We start from the raw sequence: 22,245 nt of genomic DNA, 5'->3' as shown, positions 1-22,245 counted from the left end.
AGAATCCGATGCGTGTGTGGTTTTTGAGTGCTGGCCTGGCCTTGATGTGCATGGCCCAGAACGCAGCGGCGGGTACAGTCCTGATCGTTGGCGATAGTATCAGCGCCGGTTTCGGACTGGATACCCGCTTGGGGTGGGTGTCGCTGCTTGAGCAACGGCTCAAGCGCGAAGGTTTCGACGATAAAGTGATCAATGCCTCCATTAGCGGCGACACCAGTGCCGGAGGCCAGGCACGCCTGCCGGCGCTGCTTGCAGAGCATAAACCGGAGCTGGTGATCCTCGAATTGGGAGGCAACGACGGCTTGCGCGGAATGCTGCCAACGCAATTGCAACAAAACCTTGCGGCGATGATCGACAGCTCCAAAGCCAGCGGTGCCAAAGTCTTGCTGCTGGGCATGCAACTGCCACCGAACTACGGTGCCCGTTACACCGAGGCTTTTGCGAAGGTCTACGGCGCCCTGGCAGAGGAGAAAAAAATCCCGCTGGTACCATTTTTTCTCGAAGGAGTCGGCGGCCATCCAGACCTGATGCAAGCGGACGGCCTGCACCCGGCCGTGGCGGCTCAGGACAAGTTGCTGGAAAATGTCTGGCCGACACTGAAACCGCTGCTTTGACGCTTTTCTAGTGGCGGTGTTTCGGCTAAGGTGGCGCCCCCGATTTGGAGCCCCCGATGCCGCGTCCTGCCTGGTCCCTTTTTGCCTACCAACTGATCGAGCCTGACGAGCAGCTGGATCTGTTCGCCTGCCAGGAAGTGCGGGTGCATCTGGTGGCGCGTCAGCTGGAGCTCGGCGGTTCGGCGGACCGAACCCTGTGTGGCAGCTTGTTGCCGGCGCAGCCGCGCTGGTCGAGCGTGAATCGCACGGTGTTCCAGGACCAGCGTTTGTGCTCGCTGTGCCGGGCCATCCTCGAATCGCAGAAGCGCGGCACCTCGCCGATCTGGCCGGAACTGCGGTTCGAGCTTTAGGCCTCCACATTTGATCTCGCCGCGACTCCCACATGAAAAAAACGTCATGTATCGCCTGCAACGTTCTCGGCCTCCCCGAATTTACGGGCGTCGGTGTACAATCGCCTTCTTATACCCTTGTCGATCATGCGAAGGATTTTCCGGATGTTGCCGCGCTTTCCTGCCGTCACCCGCTGCCTGACCCTTGCCGCTCTCTGTGTGGCGGGTCCAGTTTCAGCACTAGAGCTGCCTCTACCGCCCCCTGGTGAAGACATCATCGGTCAGGTGCAAGTGATCAAGGCCAAGTACGAAGATACCTTCGCCGACCTTGGGACCACTTACGATCTGGGCTATTCGGAAATGGTCGCGGCTAACCCGGGCGTCGACGCCTGGCTGCCGGGCGCCGGCACCGAAATCATTCTGCCGACCCGCTTCATCCTGCCGCCGGGCCCGCGTGAAGGCATCGTCATCAACCTGGCCGAATACCGCCTTTACTACTACCCGAAAGGCCGGAACGTGGTGTACACCTTCCCGCTGGGTATCGGTCGTGAAGGCTGGGGTTCGCCGATTGCCCACACCACCATCACCGCCAAGACGCCGAACCCGACCTGGACCCCTCCAGCGTCGATCAAGGCCGAGCACGCTGCTGACGGTGACCCGTTGCCGAATGTGGTGCCGGCCGGCCCGGACAACCCGCTGGGGCCGTTCAAGTTTAACCTGGGCACTCCGGGCTACCTGATCCACGGCTCGAACAAGAAATTCGGTATCGGCATGCGTACCAGCCACGGCTGCTTCCGCATGTTCAACAACAACGTGCTGGAAATGGCGAGCATGGTGCCGGTCGGCACGTCGGTGCGGATCATCAACGACCCGTACAAATTCGGCCTGAGCGGCGGCAAGGTTTATCTTGAAGCGCATACGCCGCTGGACGACAACGGCAATCCGTCGGTGGTCGACAAGCACACCGCCGTGATCAACGCGATGCTCAAGCGTGAAGACATCACCAACAACCTGCGCATGAACTGGGATGTGGTGCGTGACGTCGTGGCTGCCGAAGATGGCCTGCCGGTGGAAATCGCCGTGCCGAATACCTCCGCGCCGATGGTGTCGAGCGTGCCGGTCGATCTGCAGCAGTAAGCTCGAAGAAAAGGAACCCGCCGACGTTGGCCGTCGGCGGGTTTTTTTATGGCCGGTACTAAACGCCGGGCATAAAAAAAGCCGACCCATAAATGGATCGGCTTGATAACAATCCCGAAGGACTATTACTTGCGGCTAGCTTTGTCCAGCATGCGCAGAGCACGCTCGTTAGCTTCGTCAGCAGTCTGTTGTGCTTTTTGAGCAGCAGCCAGAGCTTCATCAGCTTTACGGTAAGCTTCGTCTGCACGAGCCTGGGAGCGAGCAGCTGCGTCTTCAGTAGCGGTCAGACGTGCTTCGGTTTCTTTCGATACGCTGCTGCAACCGGTAGCCAGAACTGCGGCCAGAGCCAGAGCAGAGAATTTCAGAACGTTGTTCATCGTGTTCCCCTTCAAGGACTTTCTATTAAGTAGCTGTCTCCTCAGAGTGAGGAAATAGCCGGCGTACATACTACCCATTACTTGTCGTAAGTAAACTGACGTAAAGCAAGAAGCAAAAAAAATTGTAGGCGTTGATTCTTTTTCGAGCAACTTTTAACTGCTCTGTATAAAAAATACCCAGCTGCAAGGCCCGAGATGAGCGAGCCGCATGCGAAAAGTTCCCTATTCCGAAGGCAGTATTTCCAGTCTTTGTTAAAGTCTGTCTACATGCTTTCGTCTACACTTTTGTTCGGATTTTGCGCAGCGCCTCTCATATCTTTCTGCATGTTGAGGTGACTTTAACGAAGGGCGCTCGTCTTAAGTCTCAACATCCGGCAATGTTCAGGCTTTCGACCCGGGAAGATCTTCGGTCGAGCCGTCCCTGCGTAACCCCGGAGCAGCATCCGCAGTCCCCCTCGGCATGATGACGAGCGCACCTTGAGCATTTTCGCCAATGGTGCCTACTATTTGATACGTGCCCAGGTTGCGCGAGATCGGTGTCGCTCTTCTCGGTGTCCATTCAGGCACAGGGTGGCGTAGATGTTCCTTCGCCGGAAAAACATCGGTAAGGTAGGGGTCAGAATCCAAGACCCGCGAGGAGTAGTGATGAGCGAGGCGTTGTCCATCCACCATGACCAGGCTGGTCATCAGTTCGAGACCAATGTGGACGGTCATCGTGCCTACCTGACCTATATGGATCTGGGGAAACAGACCCTGGATATCTATCGCACCTTCGTGCCCAACGCATTGCGTGGCCGTGGCATTGCGGCGGCATTGACCGAGCAGGCGCTGCAGTACGCCGAAGAAATGGGCTACACGGTGATTCCATCGTGCTCCTACGTGGAGCGCTACATGGAACGTCATCAGCGGCACGCGGCCAAGCTGAGCCAGTAAACGCAACACATAAAAAAACGCCGGGTTTAAGCCCGGCGTTTTTTTGTGCCTGAAAAACAGTATTCAGCTGCGATCGCGTTTCGGCAGCACGTCCTTGAGCTTGGCGTGCATGCTGCGCAAGGTGTTCTCGGTGGCGGACCAATCGATGCAGGCATCGGTGATCGACACGCCGTATTGCAGGTCGGCGAGGTCTTTCGGGATCGCCTGGCAGCCCCAGTTCAGATGACTCTCGACCATCAGGCCGATGATCGACTGGTTGCCTTCGAGGATCTGGTTGGCGACGTTCTCCATCACCAGCGGTTGCAGGGCCGGGTCCTTGTTGGAGTTGGCGTGGCTGCAATCGACCATGATGTTCGGCTTGATCTTGGCCTTGTTCAGCGCTTGCTCGCAGAGCGCGACGCTGACCGAATCGTAGTTCGGCTTGCCGTTGCCACCGCGCAATACCACGTGACCGTAGGCGTTGCCCTTAGTGGTGACGATCGACACGCCACCTTCCTGGTTGATACCCAGGAAACGGTGCGGACTGGAAACCGACTGCAGCGCGTTGATCGCCACGGTCAGGCCGCCGTCGGTGCCGTTCTTGAAGCCGACGGCCGAGGACAGGCCGGAAGCCATTTCACGGTGAGTCTGGGATTCGGTGGTGCGCGCGCCGATGGCCGACCAACTGATCAGGTCCTGCAAATATTGCGGGGAGATCGGGTCGAGGGCTTCGGTGGCGGTCGGCAGGCCCATCTCGGCCAGGTCCAGCAGCAACTGGCGACCGATGTGCAAGCCATCCTGAATCTTGAACGAGTCGTCCAGGTACGGATCGTTGATCAGACCTTTCCAGCCGACGGTGGTACGTGGCTTCTCGAAATACACACGCATGACCAGATACAAGGTATCGGACACTTCGGCGGCGAGGGTTTTCAGGCGCTCGGCGTATTCGTGGGCCGCCTTGATGTCGTGGATCGAGCACGGCCCGATGACCACGAACAAGCGGTGATCGGTGCCATCAAGAATGTTGCGAATGACTTCGCGGCCCTTGGTCACGGTGCGCAGGGCGGCATCGCTCAAAGGGATATCACGCTTGAGCTGATCGGGAGTGATCAGGGTTTCGTTGGAAGCGACGTTTAGGTCGTTGATCGGTAAATCAGCCATCGTTTACTCGTCAGGTCACGGGTGCCGGCCGCCAGCGAACCCGCGCGGCGGAGCACAGCAAATTAAGCGCGTCGGGGGACCCGAACCTTAGCGCGTTACACCGTGGCTCGACAATGGGCAAACACCGGTTTAATCCAGCACTGGCTGCGCAAAAGCCTTGCGAACCGTGTCGTGGGAGAACTCATCGGCATGCTGCTGCACCCATTCGAGGGCCAGGGCTTGAGCTTCCTGCAGATCATCATGGGCATCGTGCAGGCGGCAATAGCGCTCGATCTGGCACACCTGCTCGCCCATCCGCGCACTGAACAGCATCTGCTCATCGACGAAGGCAATGCCCACCAGATAGCCGCGCTTTCGGCGCAGGCACCAGGCTACGTAGCCCAAAAAACGCAAATCGGGGTTCAGGGTCGGCATGCGTACTTCCAGCGCCGTGCCGTGGCGCCAGGCGCGGTGGTAATTGCAAGCCATGCCGCCGAGGCTGATAGTGTGCAGCCGTTGCCGTGAAATGCACTCATGTTTGAGCAGCGTAAGTTCCACGGGCACATCGTCAGGATGAGGAAGAAAACGTCCCATGAACACGGACTCCCTGTGTCGCCCATTTGACATTGTTTCCCCCAGTATAGTGGTCGAATCGGAACTGACCGATTTCGACGCCGACCAACGGCTGCTGGCGATGAGCGGCATTTCCCTGGTGATTTTCACCAGCGTCGGTTGCGCCAGTTGCCGTTTCGCCCGCGAGCAGTTGCCAAGACTCGATCTGGCGATTGACCGGCTGTGCTGGATCGACGCCGCCGACAATGGCGGGTTGGTGGAACGTTATGAGGTCTTTCATTTGCCGGCGCTGTTTGTGGTGCGCGACGGTGAGTTCTTTGGGGCGGTACAGTCGCGCCTGACCGACACCGAACTGAATCAGGCGGTGGGCCAGGCGCTCAGTCGAATTGCTGAGGAGTTGCCATGATGGGAGCAGTTGCCAAGCCGACAATCGGCATTATCGGGACCGGCGCAATCGGTGGTTTCTACGGAGTGATGTTGGCGCGGGCCGGTTTCGATGTGCATTTTCTGTTGCGCAGTGAATTTTCCGCGGTGGCCGAACGCGGGCTTCAGGTTGACAGTGCGCCGCATGGGGCGCTGACGTTAAACCCGGTCCAGGCCTATTCGAGCGCCGAGGACATGCCGCCCTGTGACTGGTTGCTGATCGGCGCCAAGACCACCAGCAACGCCGATCTGGCGCCCGCCATCCTTCAAGCCGCCGCACCGAACGCCAAAGTGCTGGTGCTGCAAAACGGCCTGGACGTCGAGGATAGCCTGCGCGAATTACTGCCCGATTCGCTGCATGTGCTTGGCGGACTCTGCTTTATCTGCGTTCATCGCACCGAGCCTGGCGTCATCACGCATCAAGCGCTGGGTGCGGTGAATGTCGGTTATCACAGTGGCCCGGCCGCTGATGAGTCGGCCCGCATGGCGATTGTCGAGGAGGGCGTCGGGTTGTTCCGCGCGGCTGGCATCGATTCTCAGGGCATGCCGAACCTGCACCAGGCGCGCTGGCAAAAACTGGTGTGGAATGTTCCTTACAACGGTCTCTCGGTGCTGCTTGGGGCGAGCACTACACCGTTGATGGCCGATGCCGACAGTCGGGAACTGATCAAGGCGTTGATGGCCGAAGTGGTTCGGGGCGCAATCGCTTGCGGTCATGAGATTCCGGCCGGGTATGCCGATCACCTGTTTATGGTGACCGAAAAAATGCCCGACTATTGGCCGAGCATGTACCACGATTTCCTGCACAAACGACCACTGGAACTGGAGGCGATTTATGCCCGGCCACTGGCGGCGGCGAAAGCGGCGGGATGTGAGTTGCCACGCATCGAGGCCTTGTACCGGGCGCTCGGTTTTATCGATCGACGTAACGTTTGAGTCGATCCACCAGAGGGGAAAGGCATGGCCAAAGACATAGATGACAAGCTGGTGCTGGCGATTTCTTCGCGAGCGCTGTTCGACCTGAGCGAAAGCCACAAGGTCTATCTGTCGGACGGGGTCGAGGCCTATCGGCAATACCAGATCGAGCACGAAGACGAAGTTCTCGCGCCCGGTGATGCATTTCCGTTGGTGGAAAAACTCCTGAACCTTAATGCCAGTCTAGGTCGTGCCCGGGTCGAAGTGGTGCTGGTGTCGCGCAACAGTGCCGACACCGGTTTGCGGGTGTTCAACTCGATTCACCATTACGGCCTGGCGATTTCCCGTGCGGCGTTTGTCGGCGGACGCAGTCCTTATCCGTACCTCAAGGCCTTTGGTTGCGACCTGTTTCTTTCGACTCATGCGGAAGATGTGCGCAGTGCGCTGGATGCCGGTTTTGCTGCCGCGACCATTCTGTCGGGCGGTGCGAGCCGTGCTGCCAGTGATGAATTGCGCATTGCCTTCGACGGTGACGCGGTGCTGTTTTCCGATGAATCGGAGCGGGTTTATCAGTCCGGTGGGCTGGAAGCTTTCCAGGCCAGTGAGCGTGAATCAGCCCGGGAGCCCTTGCGTGGCGGCCCGTTCAAAGGCTTCCTCGCGGCATTGAATTTGTTGCAGCGCGAGTTCCCCGATAACGCCTGCCCGATCCGCACCGCCCTGGTCACCGCGCGCTCGGCACCGGCCCACGAGCGGGTGATTCGCACGTTGCGCGAGTGGGACATTCGTCTGGATGAATCGCTGTTTCTCGGCGGCCTGACCAAAGCGGCGTTTCTGGAAGCGTTTGCCGCCGACGTATTTTTCGATGATCAGGCCGGTCATTGCGAACTGGCGCGCGAAGTCGTCGCCACCGGCCATGTGCCGCATGGCATAAGCAACGAGCAGAAAGTTTAAGCCCTTGCGTCAAGGTGTTACGCGGCCCGTCGTACTCGGCAAGGCACTGCTAAGCTGAATCAATCTCCGCCATGTCGGCACGCAAGGAGGTCATATGATTCGTTCCATGTTGTATGCCACCGACCTCGGCCTGTACGCACCGTTGGTGATGCAGCACGCCCTGGCGCTGGCGCGAACATTCAATGCCGACTTGTATGTGGTGCACGCGGTGGAACCCATGGGGTTGTTCGCCGAGTCGGTGCTTCAAAGTTATCTCGATGAACAGGCGTTGAACGAATTTCACAGCCAGGGCCTGAACACGGTGATCGCCAATATCGAACGGCGGGTGCTGGAAAGCTTTCGTGAAGAACTGGGGGATGAGGGGGAGCAGGATCTGGAACGGATTCAAGCGGTGCGGGTGCTTCAGGGCGACCCGTCGCAGGTGATTCTCGACCAGGCGCAGAAACTCTCGGTGGATTTGCTGATCGTAGGAAGTCATAGCCATCGCGCCAGCGCGGAAACCCCTCTGGGCCGCACGGCAGCGCGGGTCTTGCAGTTGGCCCGGGTGCCGGTCTATCTGGTACCTCTGGTGGAGCGTCGGCGTCAGGGGGACCGGTAGAACACGAATAATGGCGTTTTGATAAAAAAGTTCTAGATTTATTCTTCAAACCATTAATATAGTTATATACCGTCGCTGATGCCCGTGGCGTCTACCTGCTTTGAGGGATTCATATGAAGCTTCAACAACTGCGCTACATCTGGGAAGTGGCGCACCACGACCTCAACGTTTCCGCTACCGCCCAAAGTCTCTACACCTCGCAGCCGGGCATCAGTAAACAGATCCGTTTGCTGGAAGACGAATTGGGCGTCGAGGTCTTCGCCCGCAGTGGCAAGCACCTGACCCGAGTCACCCCGGCCGGCGAACGCATCATCACCACCGCCGGCGAAATCCTGCGCAAGGTTGAAAGCATCAAGCAGATTGCCCAGGAATTCTCCAACGAGAAGAAAGGCACCCTGTCGATCGCGACCACCCACACCCAAGCGCGTTATGCGTTGCCGCCGGTGATCAGCAATTTCATCAAGCAGTACCCGGACGTTGCGTTGCACATGCACCAGGGTTCGCCGATGCAGATCGCCGAAATGGCCGCTGACGGCACCGTGGATTTCGCCATCGCCACCGAAGCCCTGGAGCTGTTCGGTGACCTGGTGATGATGCCGTGCTACCGCTGGAACCGTTGCGTGGTCGTGCCCCAGGGTCACCCGTTGACCAAGCTGCCGAAGCTGACCCTCGAAGCCCTCGCCGAATACCCGATCGTGACGTACGTGTTCGGTTTCACCGGCCGTTCGAAACTCGACGAAGCTTTCAGCCATCGTGGCCTGACACCGAAAGTGGTGTTCACCGCTGCCGACGCCGACGTGATCAAGACTTACGTGCGCCTGGGCCTGGGCGTGGGCATCGTGGCGAAAATGGCGGTCGATGCCAAACTCGACAGCGACCTGGTGATGCTCGATGCCAGCGATCTGTTCGAATCCAGCATCACCAAGATCGGCTTCCGTCGCGGCACCTTCCTGCGTGGCTTCATGTGCGACTTCATCGAGAAGTTTGCCCCGCACCTGACCCGCGAAGTCATGGCCAAGGCGATCCAGTGCCACAACAAACAGGAACTGGAAGAACTGTTCGACGGTGTCGAACTGCCGGTTCATTAATCTGCGTCAAATCACCTCGGTAACAGCAAACTGTTGCCGAGCGCCCGCCACCAGAATCTCTACCTCGTCCCCTTCGAACTTGCCCAGCAGGCTTTTGCCCAGCGGCGAGCGAGGGGTGATGACGGTAATCATCTGCCCCACCACATCAACCTTCAAACCCGCCGCATCGGGGGCCAGGAACAGCCACTGTTCACGTCCCTTTTCGTCTTCCAGACCGAGCAGGGCGCCGACTTCGATACCGCGCTGATCGTCATACGCACGCAATGTCAGGTTCTGGCACACCGTCAGTGAATGACGAATTTCCTCGACCCGTTTCGCCTGCCCGGCCGCCAGGTACGACGCCTCCAGACCCAGTGTGTCGTATTTGTTTTCGGCGATATTTTCTTCGTGGGTCGCGGTTTCGTACGCGGTTTGCGCAGCGCGTTCGGCGATGTCGAGATCGATGCGCAGCTTGTCGAGAATCAGTTGGTGGACGATTTGCTTGTTCATGATCAATCGCAGAATTGCTGGACGTTGGCGCGGCTTTTTTCGCTCGGCGCGGTTTGGTCCTGTTGCAGCCAGAACTGACATTTGGGGTTCGACAGGTTGCGGTTATTGGTGCGGGCCTGATCGAGGAATTGCTGTTGTTCGTTCTTGCGCAGGTTTTCTTTGTATTGCTCGAACAGCGGGCTCTGCGGCGGGATGTCCGGCGCGGGCTGAACCACCACCGGCGGTTGGGCCAGTTGCTGTACGGCCTGAGCCACCGGTGCCAATTGCTCGGGGAAGATAAAACGCGAGGCGAGCCAGCACGTCAGCGCGATGGCCAGGAAGCCCAGCCAAAGACCCAGGGCAATGCTGCCGGTCAATTGCAGGGCATTGAGGCGGATCGGCAACGGACGGCGCGGGTTGGGACGATAGGGCATGGCTGCCTCCTGGCGGGTGTTCGCGGGCGGATGCCGATTGTCGCACGAAGATTAATCGTCGTCGGCCCTTCTGCACGGGGTAATTTATGCGGACAATCGGCGCCTTTGCCAACGGGAGCCTTTAATGCCTGAACTGCCTCAAATGAAAAACCGCGGGCGCTGGGACATTTTTTGCACCGTGGTCGACAACTTTGGCGACATCGGTGTGACCTGGCGCCTGGCCCGTCAACTGGTGGCCGAACATGCAGTAGACGTTCGCCTGTGGGTCGACGACCTGCGGGCCTTCGAACGCCTGTGCCCCGAGATCGACATCCACGCGCCGCAGCAATGGCAGCAGGGTGTCGAGGTGCGGCAATGGCCGGCCGAATGGCAACCGGTGGAGGCCGCTGACGTGGTGATCGCTGCGTTCGCCTGCCAATTGCCGAGCCCGTACATGGACGCCATGGCCGCGCGGGAAACACCGCCGTTGTGGATGAACCTGGATTATCTGAGCGCCGAAGACTGGGTCGTCGGCTGCCACGGCTTGCCGTCGGTGAAGTACAAGAGCGTGCAGAAGTTCTTCTTCTTTCCGGGGTTCCAGAAGGGCACCGGCGGCTTGCTGCGGGAAACCGGATTGCTGGAGCGGCGTCGGCAATTTCAGCAAAACCCCGAAGCCCGGCGCGAATTCCTGCAAGGCTTGGGGATTGATCCAGCGCCCGCTGCACAATTGATCTCGCTGTTTGCCTACGAGAACACCGGGCTGGCGAGCTGGCTCGACACACTCGCCGCCGACTCTGCGCCCACGCATCTGCTGGTACCAGAAGGGCGGATTCTCGGTGACGTTGAACGCTGGCTCGGCGTGAACGGCCTGGTGGCGGGAGCGCTGCATGTGCGCAATGCCTTGACCGTGCAGGTGCTGCCGTTCGTCCGACAGGATCAATATGATCACTTGCTCTGGAGCTGCGATTTCAATGCCGTGCGCGGCGAAGATTCCTTCGTGCGTGCCCAATGGGCCGGTCGGCCGCTGCTCTGGCACATCTATCAGCAAGACGAAGATATCCACCTCGACAAGCTTGAAGCGTTCCTCGCGCTCTATACAAAAGGCTTGTCGGCGCCTGCCGCAGAGGCAATCAGCGGTCTTTGGCGCGCATGGAATGCCGGCCAAGACATCGCCGACCAATGGCTGGCGACCCGCAAACACTGGCCAGAGCTGCAAAAACACGCCGAGGCGTGGTGTCTGGAACAAGCCTTGCAGGCGGATCTTGCCGCAGCGCTGGTACAGTTTTATGTAAATTGGATATGATACGCGGCCTAGATTTTTGTAAATCCCATCCAAATTCGGATATTCGCAATGAAAACTGGTAAAGAACTGAAACCCGGTACCGTGATCCGTCTCGAAAACGATCCTTGGCTGGTTCAGAAAGCTGAATTCACCAAGTCCGGTCGTAACAGCGCGATCATGAAGACCAAGCTGAAGAACCTGCTGACCGGTTACAAGACCGAGATCGTTTACAGCGCTGACGACAAACTGGACGACGTAATCCTCGACCGCAAAGAAGCGACCCTGTCCTTCATCAGCGGCGACACCTACACGTTCATGGACACCACTGACTACACCATGTACGAGCTGAACGCTGAAGACATCGAAGCCGTTCTGCCTTTCGTTGAAGAAGGCATGACCGATGTTTGCGAAGCGATCTTCTTCGAAGAGCGTCTGGTTTCCGTAGAACTGCCGACCACTATCGTGCGTCAGGTTGACTACACCGAAGGTTCCGCTCGCGGCGACACTTCCGGCAAGGTGATGAAGCCTGCCAAACTGAAGAACGGTACCGAACTGTCGGTTGCTGACTTCATCGAAATCGGCGACATGATCGAGATCGATACCCGCGAAGGCGGTTCCTACAAAGGCCGTGCTAAATAAGCACAGCTTCAGGAATGAAAAAGCCCGACCATTGAGTCGGGCTTTTTTGTGCCAAGATCAAATGATCGCAGCCTCGTTTCACTCGACAGCTCCTACAGGGGAATGCAAAACCCTTGTAGGAGCTGTCGAGTGAAACGAGGCTGCGATCTTTTGCTTTATTTCAGGTGTTGCTTGAGTTCTTCAGACGCTTGCAGCATCGCCGAACGCACCGCTGGCACCTGGCTCACCACGTTCAACAAACCATAATCGTGGATCATGCCGTTGTAGCGAACCGCCGTGACCGGCACGCCAGCCTCGTCGAGTTTGCGTGCATAGGCCTCGCCTTCATCGCGCAGCACATCAGCACCCGCGGTCTGCACCAGCGCTGGCGGGAGGCCTTTGAGTTGCGCCGTGGTTGCCCGCAACGGTGACGCGTAGATCTCGTTCCGCTGATTGGCGTCGGTGGTGTAGTTGTCCCAGAACCACTTCATCATGTTTTTGGTGAGGAAGTGCCCCTCGGCAAACTGGTTGTAAGACGCGGTTTCGAAGCTGGCATCCGTCACCGGCCACAACAGCACCTGGAACTTGATCGCCGGCGTGCCTTTGTCTTTGGCCATCAACGCAACCACCGCGGCCATGTTGCCACCGACGCTGTTGCCGGCCACCGCCAGGCGTTTGCCGTCGACGTTGATCTCTTTACCGTGCTCGGCCACCCACTTGGTCGCGGCGTAGGCCTGATTGATCGCCACCGGGTAATGCGCTTCCGGCGACGGCGTGTAATTGACGAACACCGCCGCCGCACCCGAACCCACCACCAGATCCCGAACCAGGCGTTCGTGGGTCGGGAAATCCCCCAGCACCCAACCACCGCCGTGGAAGAACATGAACACCGGCAGCTCACCCTTGACCCCGGCCGGCCGGACGATGGTCAGGCTGATCAGTTGGCCATCGACTTGAATGGTCTTCTGGCTGACATCGGCTTTTGGCAGCGTCAGCTTCACCCCGGCTTGCGCACCCACCAGCACCGCGCGGGCTTCTTTGGGCGTGAGTTGCTCCATCGGCTTATCGGTGCCGGCATTCAGTACATCGAGGAACGCCTGGGTGTTGTGTTCAACCCCATCGCCCGCGAATGCGCTGTGGACGGAGAGGGCGAGAAGGGTACCGGTCAAGACTTTGCTGAACGTGTTCATGGTCGTTTCCTGTTCGGGCCTGGGAATCAGCGGTTAGACGGTGACGTGCAGGCGCACTTCGACGTTGCCACGGGTGGCGTTGGAGTACGGGCAGACCTGGTGAGCCGCATCGACCAGGGATTGCGCGTCAGCTTGATCCAGGCCCGGCAGGCTGATGTGCAAGTCGATGTCCAGACCGAAACCGCCAGGGATCTGGCCGATGCCGACATGGGCAGTGATCGAAGCGTCGTTCGGGATGCTGCGTTTGGTCTGACTGGCCACGAATTTCAGCGCGCCGATGAAGCAGGCGGAGTAGCCGGCTGCGAACAGTTGCTCAGGGTTGGTCGCCGCGCCGCCCGCACCGCCAAGTTCTTTCGGGGTAGCGAGTTTGACGTCGAGGATGTTGTCGCTGGAAACCGCACGACCATCACGGCCACCGGTGGAAGTTGCGATTGCGGTGTAGAGAGTTTGCATGGTGTGAGCCTCATTCGGATTTGGGTGATTTGCGCTAAATGTTTGTGCGCTAAGTAACTGCGAGATAAATGTAGCTCGCGAATATTTAGCGCGCAAGATAAATTTTTGAAAAAGTTTTGTGAGGAGAGGTGAGTGGGCGGGCGAGGGGTGTGAAAACTATTGAGTTAGAAGGGTTTGATCAGGATTTTAGGGGCGAAATATTTTTTTGAAGGCGAACACAAAACTAGTGTGGGAGCGGGCTTGCTCGCGAAGGCGCTGTATCAGTCAACATTATTGCTGAATGACACACCGCCTTCGCGAGCAAGCCCGCTCCCACAGGGATCTACTGTGTTTGGGGGTATTAGAGACTGTCTTGCAGGTGGCTACGCAGTTCTTGCAGGTCATTTTGCAGTTTCTTCAACTGCTCCAGCGTCTGCCCACTGGCGCCGAGAATGCACTGCGGAATATCTCGCGCCTTGTCGCGCAACGCCCGGCCTTGTTCGGTCAGCTCGACAATCACCACCCGTTCATCTTCACGGCTGCGGGTGCGGCTGAGCAGTCCTTCGACTTCCAGGCGCTTGAGCAGCGGCGTCAACGAGCCCGGATCGGTCAGCAGACGGTTGCTGATTTCACCGACGGTCAAACCATCCTTTTCCCACAACACCATCATCGCCAGATACTGCGGATAGGTCAGGCCCAGTGCTTGCAGCAACGGTTTGTAGACCTTGGTCATCAGCAGCGAAGTGGAATGCAGGGCGAAGCAGACCTGATTGTCCAGCAGCAGGTCGTCGCAGTTGTCCGGGGTGTTGCGTTCGGTGGTCATGTCAAAGCCTTGATCAGTGATCGTCATGAATCTAGCGGGCGAATCTTTAATGCGCCAGATAATTCTGGCCTAGTAGCCGGTCAGATTGCCTTGCAAGGCCAGATCCCACGGTGCAATCGGGCTGAAGCGGGTCTTCAGGTATTCCAGCAACAGGCGACTGCGGGAACTGGCCTGTTGCTCCAGACGCAATGCGTAAATGCCAGCGGTTTCCGGTTTCGGCAGGCCGTTTTCGCAGAACAGCGGCAGCAGTTCGCCGCGCAGCAGGTATTCACTGGCCAGCCACGTCGGCAAATGCGCAATACCGAGTCCGGCCAGTGCGCCGCAAACCAGTGCCTCGGCATTGTTGGCGCTCATGCGAATCCGCGCCGGGCGGTGCAGTTGCATGCGCCCGTCCTGTTCGAAGCGCCAGGCGAAGGGCGGGGCGAGGCCATCCCAGTCCAGGCCGTCGTGTTCCACTAACTGCGACGGATCGGTCGGCACGCCTCGGCGTTTCAAATAATCGGGGCTGGCGCAAGCGATGCGCACCATGTTCGCCAGCGGCGTGGCCACCAGCCGGGTGTCGGCCATTTGCCCGGCACGCAGCACCAGGTCGACCTTGCCCAGGTTCAAGCCCTGCATGTCGACAAAACTGTCGATCAGGTGCAATTGCACGTCAAGACCGGGGTACAACATCAGAAAGTCAGCGATGACCGGTGCCAGATGCCGGCGGCCGAATGCGGCGGGCGCATCCACCCGAATCAAGCCTTCCGGTGCACTGCTGAGGGACACCGCTTCCGCCCGGGCCAGACGCAGTTCAGCCACGATCCGCCGCGCCCGTTCGGCAAACGCCAAACCCGCCGGCGTCGCCCGCACCGCGTGGGTGCTGCGCAGGAATAGCTGGCTGCCGACTGCACTTTCCAGACTGTCGATACGCCGGGCCACCGCTGAAGGCGTCAGAGGATGACGCCGGGACGCGGCGGAAAAGCTCCCGGTTTCGAGCACGTCGAGGAACAGCCCAAGTTGATCGGTCAATTGATTGGGATTCATAGTTTTACCAGCGCTTGTGCGAAATCGGCACAGCCATTGTGCGTTGCTGTGCGTTTCCCCGCTAGGTCCGACTGCGTAGGATGAAACGCCTGACAAGAGGGAATTGGCCTGTGATTGAGTTTTTGATGTATCTGATCTTTGGCGTGGCCCTTGGCACCCTGGGTGGTTTGTTCGGAATCGGCGGTGGCCTGGTGGCTATTCCGCTGCTTGGCGTGCTCTGCGGTCTGGACCAGCAGTTGGCCCAAGGCACGGCGCTGGTGATGGTGGTGCCGAACGTGATGCTGGCGCTGTGGCGCTATCACCAGCGCAATCGCATCGAATTGCGCCATGCATTGCCATTGGCCTCGATGGGGTTCTGTTTCGCGTGGATCGGTTCGATCTGGGCCGTGGGCATCGATGCGCAAACCATGCGCATCGGCTTCGTCGCGTTCCTCGTGGCCTTGTCCACCTACAACCTGGTGCGCATGTTCACCGCCAACGCACCGGCGACTTCGCAGATGAATTATTCATGGCCGTGGCTGGGTGTGCTGGGCGCAGCATCCGGAACCATGGGCGGGTTGTTTGGCGTCGGTGGCGCGGTGGTGGCAACGCCGGTGCTGACCAGTCTGTTCGGCACTACTCAAGTGGTTGCCCAGGGTTTGTCGCTGGCGCTGGCATTGCCGAGCACCGGGGTGACCCTGGTGACTTACGCGGTACACCATGAGGTGAACTGGATGATCGGTTTGCCATTGGCGATTGGCGGTCTGATGAGCATCAGTTGGGGTGTGAAAATCGCCCACGCCTTGCCGGAGAGGCTGTTGCGCGGGCTGTTTTGCGGTTTCCTGGTGTTCTGCGCGGTGATGCTCGCCCTTAAAGTTTGAAGCCTTCGACGATGTGCTCGGCCAGGCATTCGGTGATCGGCGACGGGTTGTGCAGGTTGCGCACCAGCATGATGCTGGCCTCGGGCAACAGCGGCAGGTCTTCGGCGGCGCCGAGGATGCGCATGTCCGGGGTGATCAGGCTTTCCAGTTGCGCAGTCACCGCCAGGCCGGCGCTGACCACGGCCATCAGTGCCGACAGGCTCGAACTGTTGTAGGCGATGCGGTAATCACGGCCCATCGCGTCGAGGGCATTGCACGCCCACAACCGGCAGAAACAATCACTGTTGAACATTGCCAGCGGCAGCGGCGTCTGCTCGTGGGCGCTGAAACATTGCGCCTCGGCCCAGACAAAACGCTCCTTGCGCAGCAACTGGCCGATCTCGGTGCCAGGCTCGCGGGTCACGATCGACAAGTCCAGATCTTGGCGCTGCAACAATTGCTTGGTCGATTCGCAGTGAACTTCGATCTGGATCAGCGGATAGAACTTGGCGAAGCGCGACAGGATCCCCGGCAGAAACCGCATCACGTAATCATCCGGCGTGCCGATGCGCACCGTGCCGACCATGTGCGGTTCACGCAGGGTATTGAACACTTCACTGTGCAGTTTGAGGATGCGCCGGGCATAGCCGAGCAGCACCTGGCCTTCGGCGGTCAGCTTGACCTGGCGCCCGTCACGTTCAAACAGCTGGCGCTGCAACACGTCTTCTTCCAGGCGTTTCATCTGCATGCTCACCGCAGATTGCGTGCGGTTGACCAATTCGCCGGCGCGGGTAAAACCGCCCTGATCGGCAATCGCGACAAAGGTACGCAGCACATCGGTATCAATAGTGGGGAAAGCTGACATTCATCAATCTCCGAGATGCATACCATCAGAAACATTCGTTGGATTGATCTTAGCTCTGGCGCGAGACTTGAGCCATCCCTAAAGGAGGGCAACATGATGAAAGGTCAACACGAGCATGTAACGTCAGAAAAATTCTCAATCCACGCTGTTTCGGATCTGCTGCACAAGTTTAGCCGCTGGTACGAACTTCACCGCGAACGCGAGCTGTTGGCGAGCCTGAGCGATGAAGCGCTGAAGGACATTGGTGTGAGTCGTGCGGATGTCGAGCACGAGTCGATCCGGCCGTTCTGGGACGATCCGATGCATAAATGATGAGGCCATTGCTACACAAACCCCTCTCTGGTGAGGTAGGTTGCGAGCAGACAAGGAGATGCTCATGCCCGCAACGCTGTCCTTTTCCATCAAACAGGCTCGACGTCTGGCACTGGCTGCCCAAGGGTTCAACGGGCGCCAGCCGCCAGCGGCGATCAAACCGGTGCAGCTCAACCGGCTGATCGAACGCCTGGGCATCTTGCAGATCGACTCCGTCAATGCGTTAGTGCGTTCGCACTACCTTCCGTTGTTTTCCCGTCTTGGTAACTACTCATCCGATTTGCTCGACCAGGCTGCCTGGAGTCAGGGCCGGCGACGCACGTTGTTCGAATATTGGGGCCATGAAGCTTCGCTGTTGCCGTTGTCCATGTATCCATTGATGCGCTGGCGCATGCAGCGCGCGACCCGTGGCGAAGACATTTATCAGCAATTGGCGCGTTTCGGTCGTGAGCAACAGGACACGATTCGTCGGGTGCTGGCATCCGTTGAAGAACTGGGCGCGTTGGGTGCGGGAAGCCTGTCGACCCGTCAGGAACGGGCCGGACCGTGGTGGGACTGGAGCGCCGAAAAGCATGCGCTGGAATGGTTGTTTGCCGCCGGTGAAGTAACCGTCGCCGGGCGGCGTGGCTTCGAGCGACTCTATGATTTGCCGGAGCGGGTGATTCCTTCGGCGATTCTCCAGCAGCCTTTGCTCACCGAAGCCGAGGCTCAGCGCGGGTTGTTATTGCATGCGGCGACGGCGTTGGGAGTCGGCACGGAAAAGGATTTGCGCGACTATTTTCGATTGAATCCGGCCGACAGTCGGTTGCGATTGGCGGAACTGGTCGAGCACGGAGAGTTGCTGGCCTGCGAAGTGCAAGGCTGGCGCCAACCGGCCTACTGCCTGCCCGAGCCCAAAGTGCCGCGCAAGGTCGACGCCAGCGCTTTGCTGTCGCCGTTTGATTCGCTGATCTGGGAACGCAGCCGCACTGAGCGCTTGTTCGATTTTCGCTATCGGCTGGAGATTTACACGCCGCAGGACAAGCGGGTCTTCGGCTATTACGTGCTGCCGTTTTTGCACAATGAGCGGATTGCCGCGCGAGTTGATCTGCGGGCGGAGCGGGCGCTTGGCCGATTGGCAGTGCATGCCGTGCATGAGGAGGAGCCAGGGCTGGATGAGGCGGGGATGCTGGCGTTGGCGGTCAATTTGCGGCAGATGGCGGATTGGCTGGGGTTGGAGCGGGTGCAGTTGAATTGTCAGCGGGTGAGTGCGGATCGGTTGAGGGTGGCATTGGCACAAATTGTCGGTGATTGAGCGGGCGCCTTCGCGAGCAAGCCCGCTCCCACATGGATCGCATTCCAAATGTGGGAGCGGGCTTGCTCGCGAAGGACGCGACGCGGTTTAGCGCCGAACCTGCTTCAACGTCTCGGCAATCAAAAACGCCAATTCCAGCGACTGATCGGCATTCATCCGCGGATCGCAATGGGTGTGATACCGATCCGACAACCCGTCTTCAGTAATCGGCCGCGCGCCGCCAATGCACTCGGTGACGTTCTGCCCGGTCATTTCGATGTGGATACCGCCGGCATAGGTGCCTTCCGCTTCGTGCACCTGGAAGAACTGCTTCACTTCGCCGAGGATCTGCGCAAAGTCGCGGGTCTTGTAGCCGCTGCTGGCCTTGATGGTATTGCCGTGCATCGGGTCGGAACTCCACAGCACTTTCTTGCCTTCACGTTCCACGGCACGGATCAGTTGTGGCAAGTGATCGCCGACCTTGTTTGCGCCCATCCGCGCGATCAGGTTCAAGCGGCCTGGGTCGTTGTCCGGGTTGAGCACGTCGATCAGTCGAATCAAGTCTTCCGGGTTCATGCTCGGGCCGACTTTCACCCCGATAGGGTTGTTCACCCCACGCAGGAATTCCACGTGTGCGCCGTCAAGCTGGCGGGTGCGGTCGCCGATCCACAGCATGTGGGCCGAGCAATCGTAGTAATCATTGGTCAGGCTGTCGCGACGCACGAAGGCTTGTTCGTAGTTCAGCAGCAGCGCTTCGTGGGCGGTGAAGAAGCTGGTTTCGCGCAGTTGCGGCGAACTGTCCATGCCGCAGGCGCGCATGAAGGCCAGGGTTTCATCGATGCGGTCGGCCAAGTGGCTGTACTTCTCGGCCAGGGCCGAGTTGGCGATGAAATCCAGATTCCATTTGTGCACTTGATGAAGGTCGGCAAAACCGCCCTGGGCAAAGGCGCGCAGCAGGTTCAGGGTCGCGGTGGACTGGTGATAGGACTGCAGCAGGCGTTCCGGATCCGGCACGCGGCTTTTTTCGTCGAAACCGATGCCGTTGACGATGTCGCCACGGTAGGCCGGCAAGGTTACGCCGTCGATGGTTTCGTCATTCGCCGAACGCGGTTTGGCGAACTGGCCGGCCATGCGCCCGACCTTGACCACCGGACAACCGGCGGCGAAGGTCATGACGATCGCCATTTGCAGCAGCACTTTAAAGGTGTCGCGGATCTTCGCGGCGGAGAACTCGGCGAAGCTTTCGGCGCAGTCGCCGCCCTGCAACAGAAACGCGCGGCCCTGGGTCACTTCGGCAAACTGACGGCGCAACTCCCGGGCTTCACCGGCAAACACCAGCGGCGGATAGCTGGCCAGGGTTTGCTCGACGTGCAGCAAATGCGCGGCGTCGGGGTAGCGGGGTTGTTGCTGGATCGGCAGGGCACGCCAGCTGTCAGGGCTCCAGGGTTGGCTCATCACGGTCTCTAGTGTTTACGCACGGGTCCTTATGTTATCAGCAATTAGTGCGTGACCTGTTCCCGTCGCTTCGCGGACAATCGCGCCTTTGCCGCTTCATGTTGCGGTGTATTGGTTGCCGGGCCCGGTGACGATCTGGAGACGAAATGACTGAGGAGCGCGTCGAGCATCTGCTCGCCGAGGTACAGGATGAGTTCGGCGTGATTCGCGTGCTGGAAGTGGCCGATTACCGTTTTCTCGAATTCGGCGACGCCATCGAGCAAAGCTGCGTGTTCACTGCTGACCCGAGCTGGTTGGAGTACGACTACACCCGCGCCATGCTGATCGGTGCGTTGTGCCACGAGCAGCCGGAAAGCGCGCTGTTCCTTGGTCTCGGCGCCGGTACGCTGACCCAGGCCTGCCTCAAGTTCCTGCCGCTGGAAGACGTCGAAGCCATTGAGCTGCGTCCCGACGTGCCGCGCCTGGCCATCGAATACCTCGGGCTGGATGACGATCCGCGACTGTATATCCGCGTTGGCGATGCGCTGGAGTTGCTGGAAACGGCTGAGCCGGCGGACCTGATTTTCGTCGACCTCTATACCGATGTCGGGCCGGGCGTCGGGCATCTGGCCTGGAGCTTTCTGGAAAACTGTCAGAAACGCCTGAATCCGGGTGGCTGGCTGGTGATCAATCAGTGGGCCACCGACGACGGTAAACCGCTGGGGGCGGCATTGTTTCGCGGGCTCTACCATCGGCATTACTGGGAACTGCCGGTGAAGGAGGGCAACGTGATCCTGATCGTGCCGTCGGAGCTGGATCAGGAACTGGACATGGACAGCCTGATTGCCCGGGCCGAAGGTCTGGCGCCGCGGTTGGGGTATTCGTTGCTGTCGTTGATCAAGGCGATTCGACCAGCGACTTGATGTGGTGCCTGTGAGGGCCTCTTCGCGGGCAAGCCTCGCTCCTACAATGGTTGCGCATGACCTGTAGGAGCGAGGCTTGCCCGCGAAGGCAATATCCGCAAACCTCAAACCCCTTTGAATACGCCCGGTCGCTTCTCGATCATCGATCGCACACCTTCCTTGGCGTCCTCGCTGGCCAGCAACTTCTTCACCATCGGCGGCAACGCCTGCGCCGCCGCAGTCTCTCCTTCATAACGCGCCTGTCTGGCCGACATCAACGTCGCCTGAACCCCCAGTGGCGCCTGCCGGGCGATGCGCTCCGCCAGTTCAATCGCCCTCGGCAACAGATCCTCGCTGGCCATGACTTCCTGGACCAATCCCAGGCGCAACGCGTCATGGGCATCGAATTCATCGCCGGTCAGCAGCCAGCGCATGGCGTTGCCCCAACCGGCGACCTGATGCAGGCGCAACGTGGCACCGCCGAACGGGAAGATCCCGCGCTGCACTTCCATCTGGGCGAAACGGGTGTTGCTGGCGCAGAGGTTGATGTCGGCGGCCAGCATCAACTCGATGCCGATGGTCAGGCAGTAGCCTTGCGCGGCGACGATCACCGGTTTGCTCACCCGTGGCCCGGCGAACACGCCCCATGGATCACAGCCGCCGGGCGGTGCCTGCCAGCCTTCGGCGAGGGCGGCGCTGGCATCGATCAGGTCGAGCCCGGCGGTGAAATGCTCGCCATGGCCGAACACCACCGCGACCCGAGCCTCGCTGTCGGCCTCGAACTCGCCGTAGGCCAGGCTCAGCTCGTTGAGCAGATCCAGGTCGAAGGCGTTGCGCTTGGCGACCCGGTCCAGGCCAAGTAACAAGACATGACCACGTCGTTCACGGCTGACACGGCTGGAAACGGTCTGATTCATGGGGCATTTCCTCGGGCGGGAAGGGGAGGTCAGACCGAAGGTCTGCGTCACAGGGGTGAACCGTTTTAGCGCCATCACCAGCAGGGCCGGGCCTTTGAAAAATAGACCGTTGCACGATTATCCGCAAAGCCTGTGACACAACGGTATATACGTCAGTTTTCCGACAAATAATGCTCCCTTTTTGGCCGAATTCCGGTATAGTGCGCGCCGGCCTTTAACCGGGCCGCGTTTAGGTAGCGCAATTCCCCGAAGTCAGCTTCGGCTGCACGTCCGCACAGCGGACTCTCCCTTGACGAATCTTTTTCATTCATTCGTTTTCGCAAATCCCCGCCGACAAAGCAGCCAGGGCGACTCTTGAGTCTTACACGGCATGCGCAGCTTTGGAGCATGGGTC

General features: G+C 59.4%; 27 protein-coding genes. 15 read left to right on the top strand and 12 right to left on the bottom strand.

The genetic code is table 11. The annotated features are described in order from the left end of the window. The first annotated feature begins 8 nt into the window (after positions 1–8). The 3 genes from LOY68_RS22710 to LOY68_RS22700 all read left to right on the top strand — a co-directional run bounded on the left by LOY68_RS22710 (position 9) and on the right by LOY68_RS22700 (position 2,080). Positions 9–614, top strand: a complete 606-nt coding sequence (locus LOY68_RS22710) for an arylesterase (protein ID WP_265040108.1) — start codon at positions 9–11, stop codon at positions 612–614. Positions 615–670: 56 nt separating this feature from the next. After that, entirely contained in the window at positions 671–964 is a 294-nt protein-coding gene (locus tag LOY68_RS22705) for a hypothetical protein (protein ID WP_054051999.1), read from the top strand. A 144-nt stretch (positions 965–1,108) separates the two neighbouring features. Beyond that, complete coding sequence (locus LOY68_RS22700) at positions 1,109–2,080, top strand: L,D-transpeptidase family protein (protein WP_054052002.1); 972 nt, start codon at positions 1,109–1,111, stop codon at positions 2,078–2,080. 125 nt (positions 2,081–2,205) lie between these two features. On the opposite strand, the gene oprI is transcribed toward LOY68_RS22700, so the two are convergent. Continuing rightward, positions 2,206–2,457 (bottom strand): outer membrane lipoprotei OprI, encoded by a 252-nt coding sequence (gene oprI, locus LOY68_RS22695; protein ID WP_002553018.1) that lies wholly within the window; start codon positions 2,455–2,457, stop codon positions 2,206–2,208. A 645-nt stretch (positions 2,458–3,102) separates the two neighbouring features. Between oprI and LOY68_RS22690 the strand changes: the two genes are divergently transcribed. Further along, on the top strand, positions 3,103–3,390 hold the full coding sequence (locus LOY68_RS22690; RefSeq protein ID WP_020800382.1) for a GNAT family N-acetyltransferase: 288 nt from the start codon (positions 3,103–3,105) through the stop codon (positions 3,388–3,390). A gap of 63 nt (positions 3,391–3,453) precedes the next feature. Here the strand turns inward: LOY68_RS22690 and LOY68_RS22685 are convergent, their stop codons facing one another. Together LOY68_RS22685 and LOY68_RS22680 are read right to left on the bottom strand one after the other, a co-directional pair. Beyond that, the gene (locus LOY68_RS22685) at positions 3,454–4,530 is read right to left on the bottom strand and encodes a 3-deoxy-7-phosphoheptulonate synthase (protein ID WP_054052004.1); all 1,077 of its coding nucleotides are present in this window, start codon (positions 4,528–4,530) and stop codon (positions 3,454–3,456) included. 129 nt (positions 4,531–4,659) lie between these two features. Continuing rightward, on the bottom strand, positions 4,660–5,103 hold the full coding sequence (locus LOY68_RS22680; RefSeq protein WP_054613925.1) for a PilZ domain-containing protein: 444 nt from the start codon (positions 5,101–5,103) through the stop codon (positions 4,660–4,662). Here LOY68_RS22680 and LOY68_RS22675 point away from each other — a divergent pair. The 5 genes from LOY68_RS22675 (at position 5,102) to cysB (ending at position 9,057) form a co-directional block, all read left to right on the top strand. Beyond that, positions 5,102–5,488 carry a thioredoxin family protein gene (locus tag LOY68_RS22675; protein ID WP_054613926.1) on the top strand — a complete coding sequence of 129 codons (387 nt, stop codon included), beginning with the start codon at positions 5,102–5,104 and terminating at the stop codon, positions 5,486–5,488. The genes LOY68_RS22680 and LOY68_RS22675 overlap by 2 nt on opposite strands. Next, positions 5,485–6,441, top strand: a complete 957-nt coding sequence (locus LOY68_RS22670; RefSeq protein WP_163913196.1) for a putative 2-dehydropantoate 2-reductase — start codon at positions 5,485–5,487, stop codon at positions 6,439–6,441. Before LOY68_RS22675 ends, LOY68_RS22670 begins: the two co-directional genes overlap by 4 nt. 24 nt (positions 6,442–6,465) lie before the next feature. Beyond that, positions 6,466–7,371, top strand: a complete 906-nt coding sequence (locus LOY68_RS22665; RefSeq protein ID WP_163913198.1) for a 5'-nucleotidase — start codon at positions 6,466–6,468, stop codon at positions 7,369–7,371. 94 nt (positions 7,372–7,465) lie between these two features. Continuing rightward, a complete protein-coding gene (locus tag LOY68_RS22660; protein WP_054052016.1) occupies positions 7,466–7,969 on the top strand; it encodes a universal stress protein in 504 nt (167 codons plus the stop codon). A gap of 113 nt (positions 7,970–8,082) precedes the next feature. Further along, a complete protein-coding gene (gene cysB / locus LOY68_RS22655) occupies positions 8,083–9,057 on the top strand; it encodes an HTH-type transcriptional regulator CysB (RefSeq protein ID WP_054052018.1) in 975 nt (324 codons plus the stop codon). 6 nt (positions 9,058–9,063) lie between these two features. Here cysB and LOY68_RS22650 read toward each other — a convergent pair whose 3' ends face one another. Continuing rightward, positions 9,064–9,546: a transcription elongation factor GreAB gene (locus LOY68_RS22650; protein WP_265040042.1), complete on the bottom strand. Its 483-nt coding sequence runs from the start codon at positions 9,544–9,546 to the stop codon at positions 9,064–9,066. 2 nt (positions 9,547–9,548) lie between these two features. After that, the gene (locus LOY68_RS22645) at positions 9,549–9,959 is read right to left on the bottom strand and encodes a hypothetical protein (RefSeq protein WP_265040040.1); all 411 of its coding nucleotides are present in this window, start codon (positions 9,957–9,959) and stop codon (positions 9,549–9,551) included. A gap of 124 nt (positions 9,960–10,083) precedes the next feature. Here LOY68_RS22645 and earP point away from each other — a divergent pair, with 124 nt between their 5' ends. Both earP and LOY68_RS22635 read left to right on the top strand, forming a co-directional pair. Then, positions 10,084–11,241 (top strand): elongation factor P maturation arginine rhamnosyltransferase EarP, encoded by a 1,158-nt coding sequence (gene earP, locus LOY68_RS22640; protein ID WP_265040039.1) that lies wholly within the window; start codon positions 10,084–10,086, stop codon positions 11,239–11,241. A 48-nt stretch (positions 11,242–11,289) separates the two neighbouring features. After that, complete coding sequence (locus LOY68_RS22635; RefSeq protein WP_007943632.1) at positions 11,290–11,859, top strand: elongation factor P; 570 nt, start codon at positions 11,290–11,292, stop codon at positions 11,857–11,859. A gap of 155 nt (positions 11,860–12,014) precedes the next feature. Here LOY68_RS22635 and LOY68_RS22630 read toward each other — a convergent pair whose 3' ends face one another. The 4 genes from LOY68_RS22630 to LOY68_RS22610 all read right to left on the bottom strand — a co-directional run bounded on the left by LOY68_RS22630 (position 12,015) and on the right by LOY68_RS22610 (position 15,309). Next, on the bottom strand, positions 12,015–13,028 hold the full coding sequence (locus tag LOY68_RS22630) for an alpha/beta hydrolase (protein ID WP_265040026.1): 1,014 nt from the start codon (positions 13,026–13,028) through the stop codon (positions 12,015–12,017). 33 nt (positions 13,029–13,061) lie between these two features. Continuing rightward, positions 13,062–13,481: an organic hydroperoxide resistance protein gene (locus LOY68_RS22625; protein ID WP_054052028.1), complete on the bottom strand. Its 420-nt coding sequence runs from the start codon at positions 13,479–13,481 to the stop codon at positions 13,062–13,064. Between the two features lie 340 nt (positions 13,482–13,821). Continuing rightward, the gene (locus LOY68_RS22615; RefSeq protein ID WP_054614075.1) at positions 13,822–14,283 is read right to left on the bottom strand and encodes a MarR family winged helix-turn-helix transcriptional regulator; all 462 of its coding nucleotides are present in this window, start codon (positions 14,281–14,283) and stop codon (positions 13,822–13,824) included. Positions 14,284–14,352: 69 nt separating this feature from the next. Next, a complete protein-coding gene (locus LOY68_RS22610) occupies positions 14,353–15,309 on the bottom strand; it encodes a LysR family transcriptional regulator (RefSeq protein ID WP_265040024.1) in 957 nt (318 codons plus the stop codon). Positions 15,310–15,434: 125 nt separating this feature from the next. Between LOY68_RS22610 and LOY68_RS22605 the strand changes: the two genes are divergently transcribed. Continuing rightward, entirely contained in the window at positions 15,435–16,169 is a 735-nt protein-coding gene (locus tag LOY68_RS22605) for a sulfite exporter TauE/SafE family protein (RefSeq protein WP_265040022.1), read from the top strand. Here the strand turns inward: LOY68_RS22605 and LOY68_RS22600 are convergent. Continuing rightward, positions 16,159–17,013 carry a LysR substrate-binding domain-containing protein gene (locus tag LOY68_RS22600; RefSeq protein ID WP_265040020.1) on the bottom strand — a complete coding sequence of 285 codons (855 nt, stop codon included), beginning with the start codon at positions 17,011–17,013 and terminating at the stop codon, positions 16,159–16,161. The two genes, LOY68_RS22605 and LOY68_RS22600, sit on opposite strands and share 11 nt — an antisense overlap. A 96-nt stretch (positions 17,014–17,109) precedes the next feature. Between LOY68_RS22600 and LOY68_RS22595 the strand changes: the two genes are divergently transcribed. Both LOY68_RS22595 and LOY68_RS22590 read left to right on the top strand, forming a co-directional pair. Continuing rightward, on the top strand, positions 17,110–17,325 hold the full coding sequence (locus tag LOY68_RS22595) for a DUF1127 domain-containing protein (protein ID WP_054052224.1): 216 nt from the start codon (positions 17,110–17,112) through the stop codon (positions 17,323–17,325). Positions 17,326–17,389: 64 nt separating this feature from the next. Further along, entirely contained in the window at positions 17,390–18,619 is a 1,230-nt protein-coding gene (locus LOY68_RS22590; protein WP_265040018.1) for a winged helix-turn-helix domain-containing protein, read from the top strand. An 87-nt stretch (positions 18,620–18,706) separates the two neighbouring features. Here LOY68_RS22590 and LOY68_RS22585 read toward each other — a convergent pair whose 3' ends face one another. Further along, on the bottom strand, positions 18,707–20,053 hold the full coding sequence (locus LOY68_RS22585) for a class II 3-deoxy-7-phosphoheptulonate synthase (RefSeq protein ID WP_163913213.1): 1,347 nt from the start codon (positions 20,051–20,053) through the stop codon (positions 18,707–18,709). A 146-nt stretch (positions 20,054–20,199) separates the two neighbouring features. Between LOY68_RS22585 and LOY68_RS22580 the strand changes: the two genes are divergently transcribed. Then, positions 20,200–20,955, top strand: coding sequence for a spermidine synthase (locus LOY68_RS22580; RefSeq protein WP_054052041.1), 756 nt, complete (start codon positions 20,200–20,202; stop codon positions 20,953–20,955). Between the two features lie 104 nt (positions 20,956–21,059). On the opposite strand, the gene LOY68_RS22575 is transcribed toward LOY68_RS22580, so the two are convergent. Continuing rightward, a complete protein-coding gene (locus LOY68_RS22575; protein WP_265040015.1) occupies positions 21,060–21,851 on the bottom strand; it encodes a crotonase/enoyl-CoA hydratase family protein in 792 nt (263 codons plus the stop codon). Positions 21,852–22,245 lie beyond the last annotated feature (394 nt).

Origin of the sequence: Pseudomonas sp. B21-053, from assembly GCF_026016365.1 — a bacterium.
Taxonomy (GTDB): Bacteria; Pseudomonadota; Gammaproteobacteria; order Pseudomonadales; family Pseudomonadaceae; genus Aquipseudomonas; species Aquipseudomonas nunensis.
Note: the sequence above shows the minus strand (reverse complement) of the source record. Positions and strands in the feature narration are given on the sequence as shown.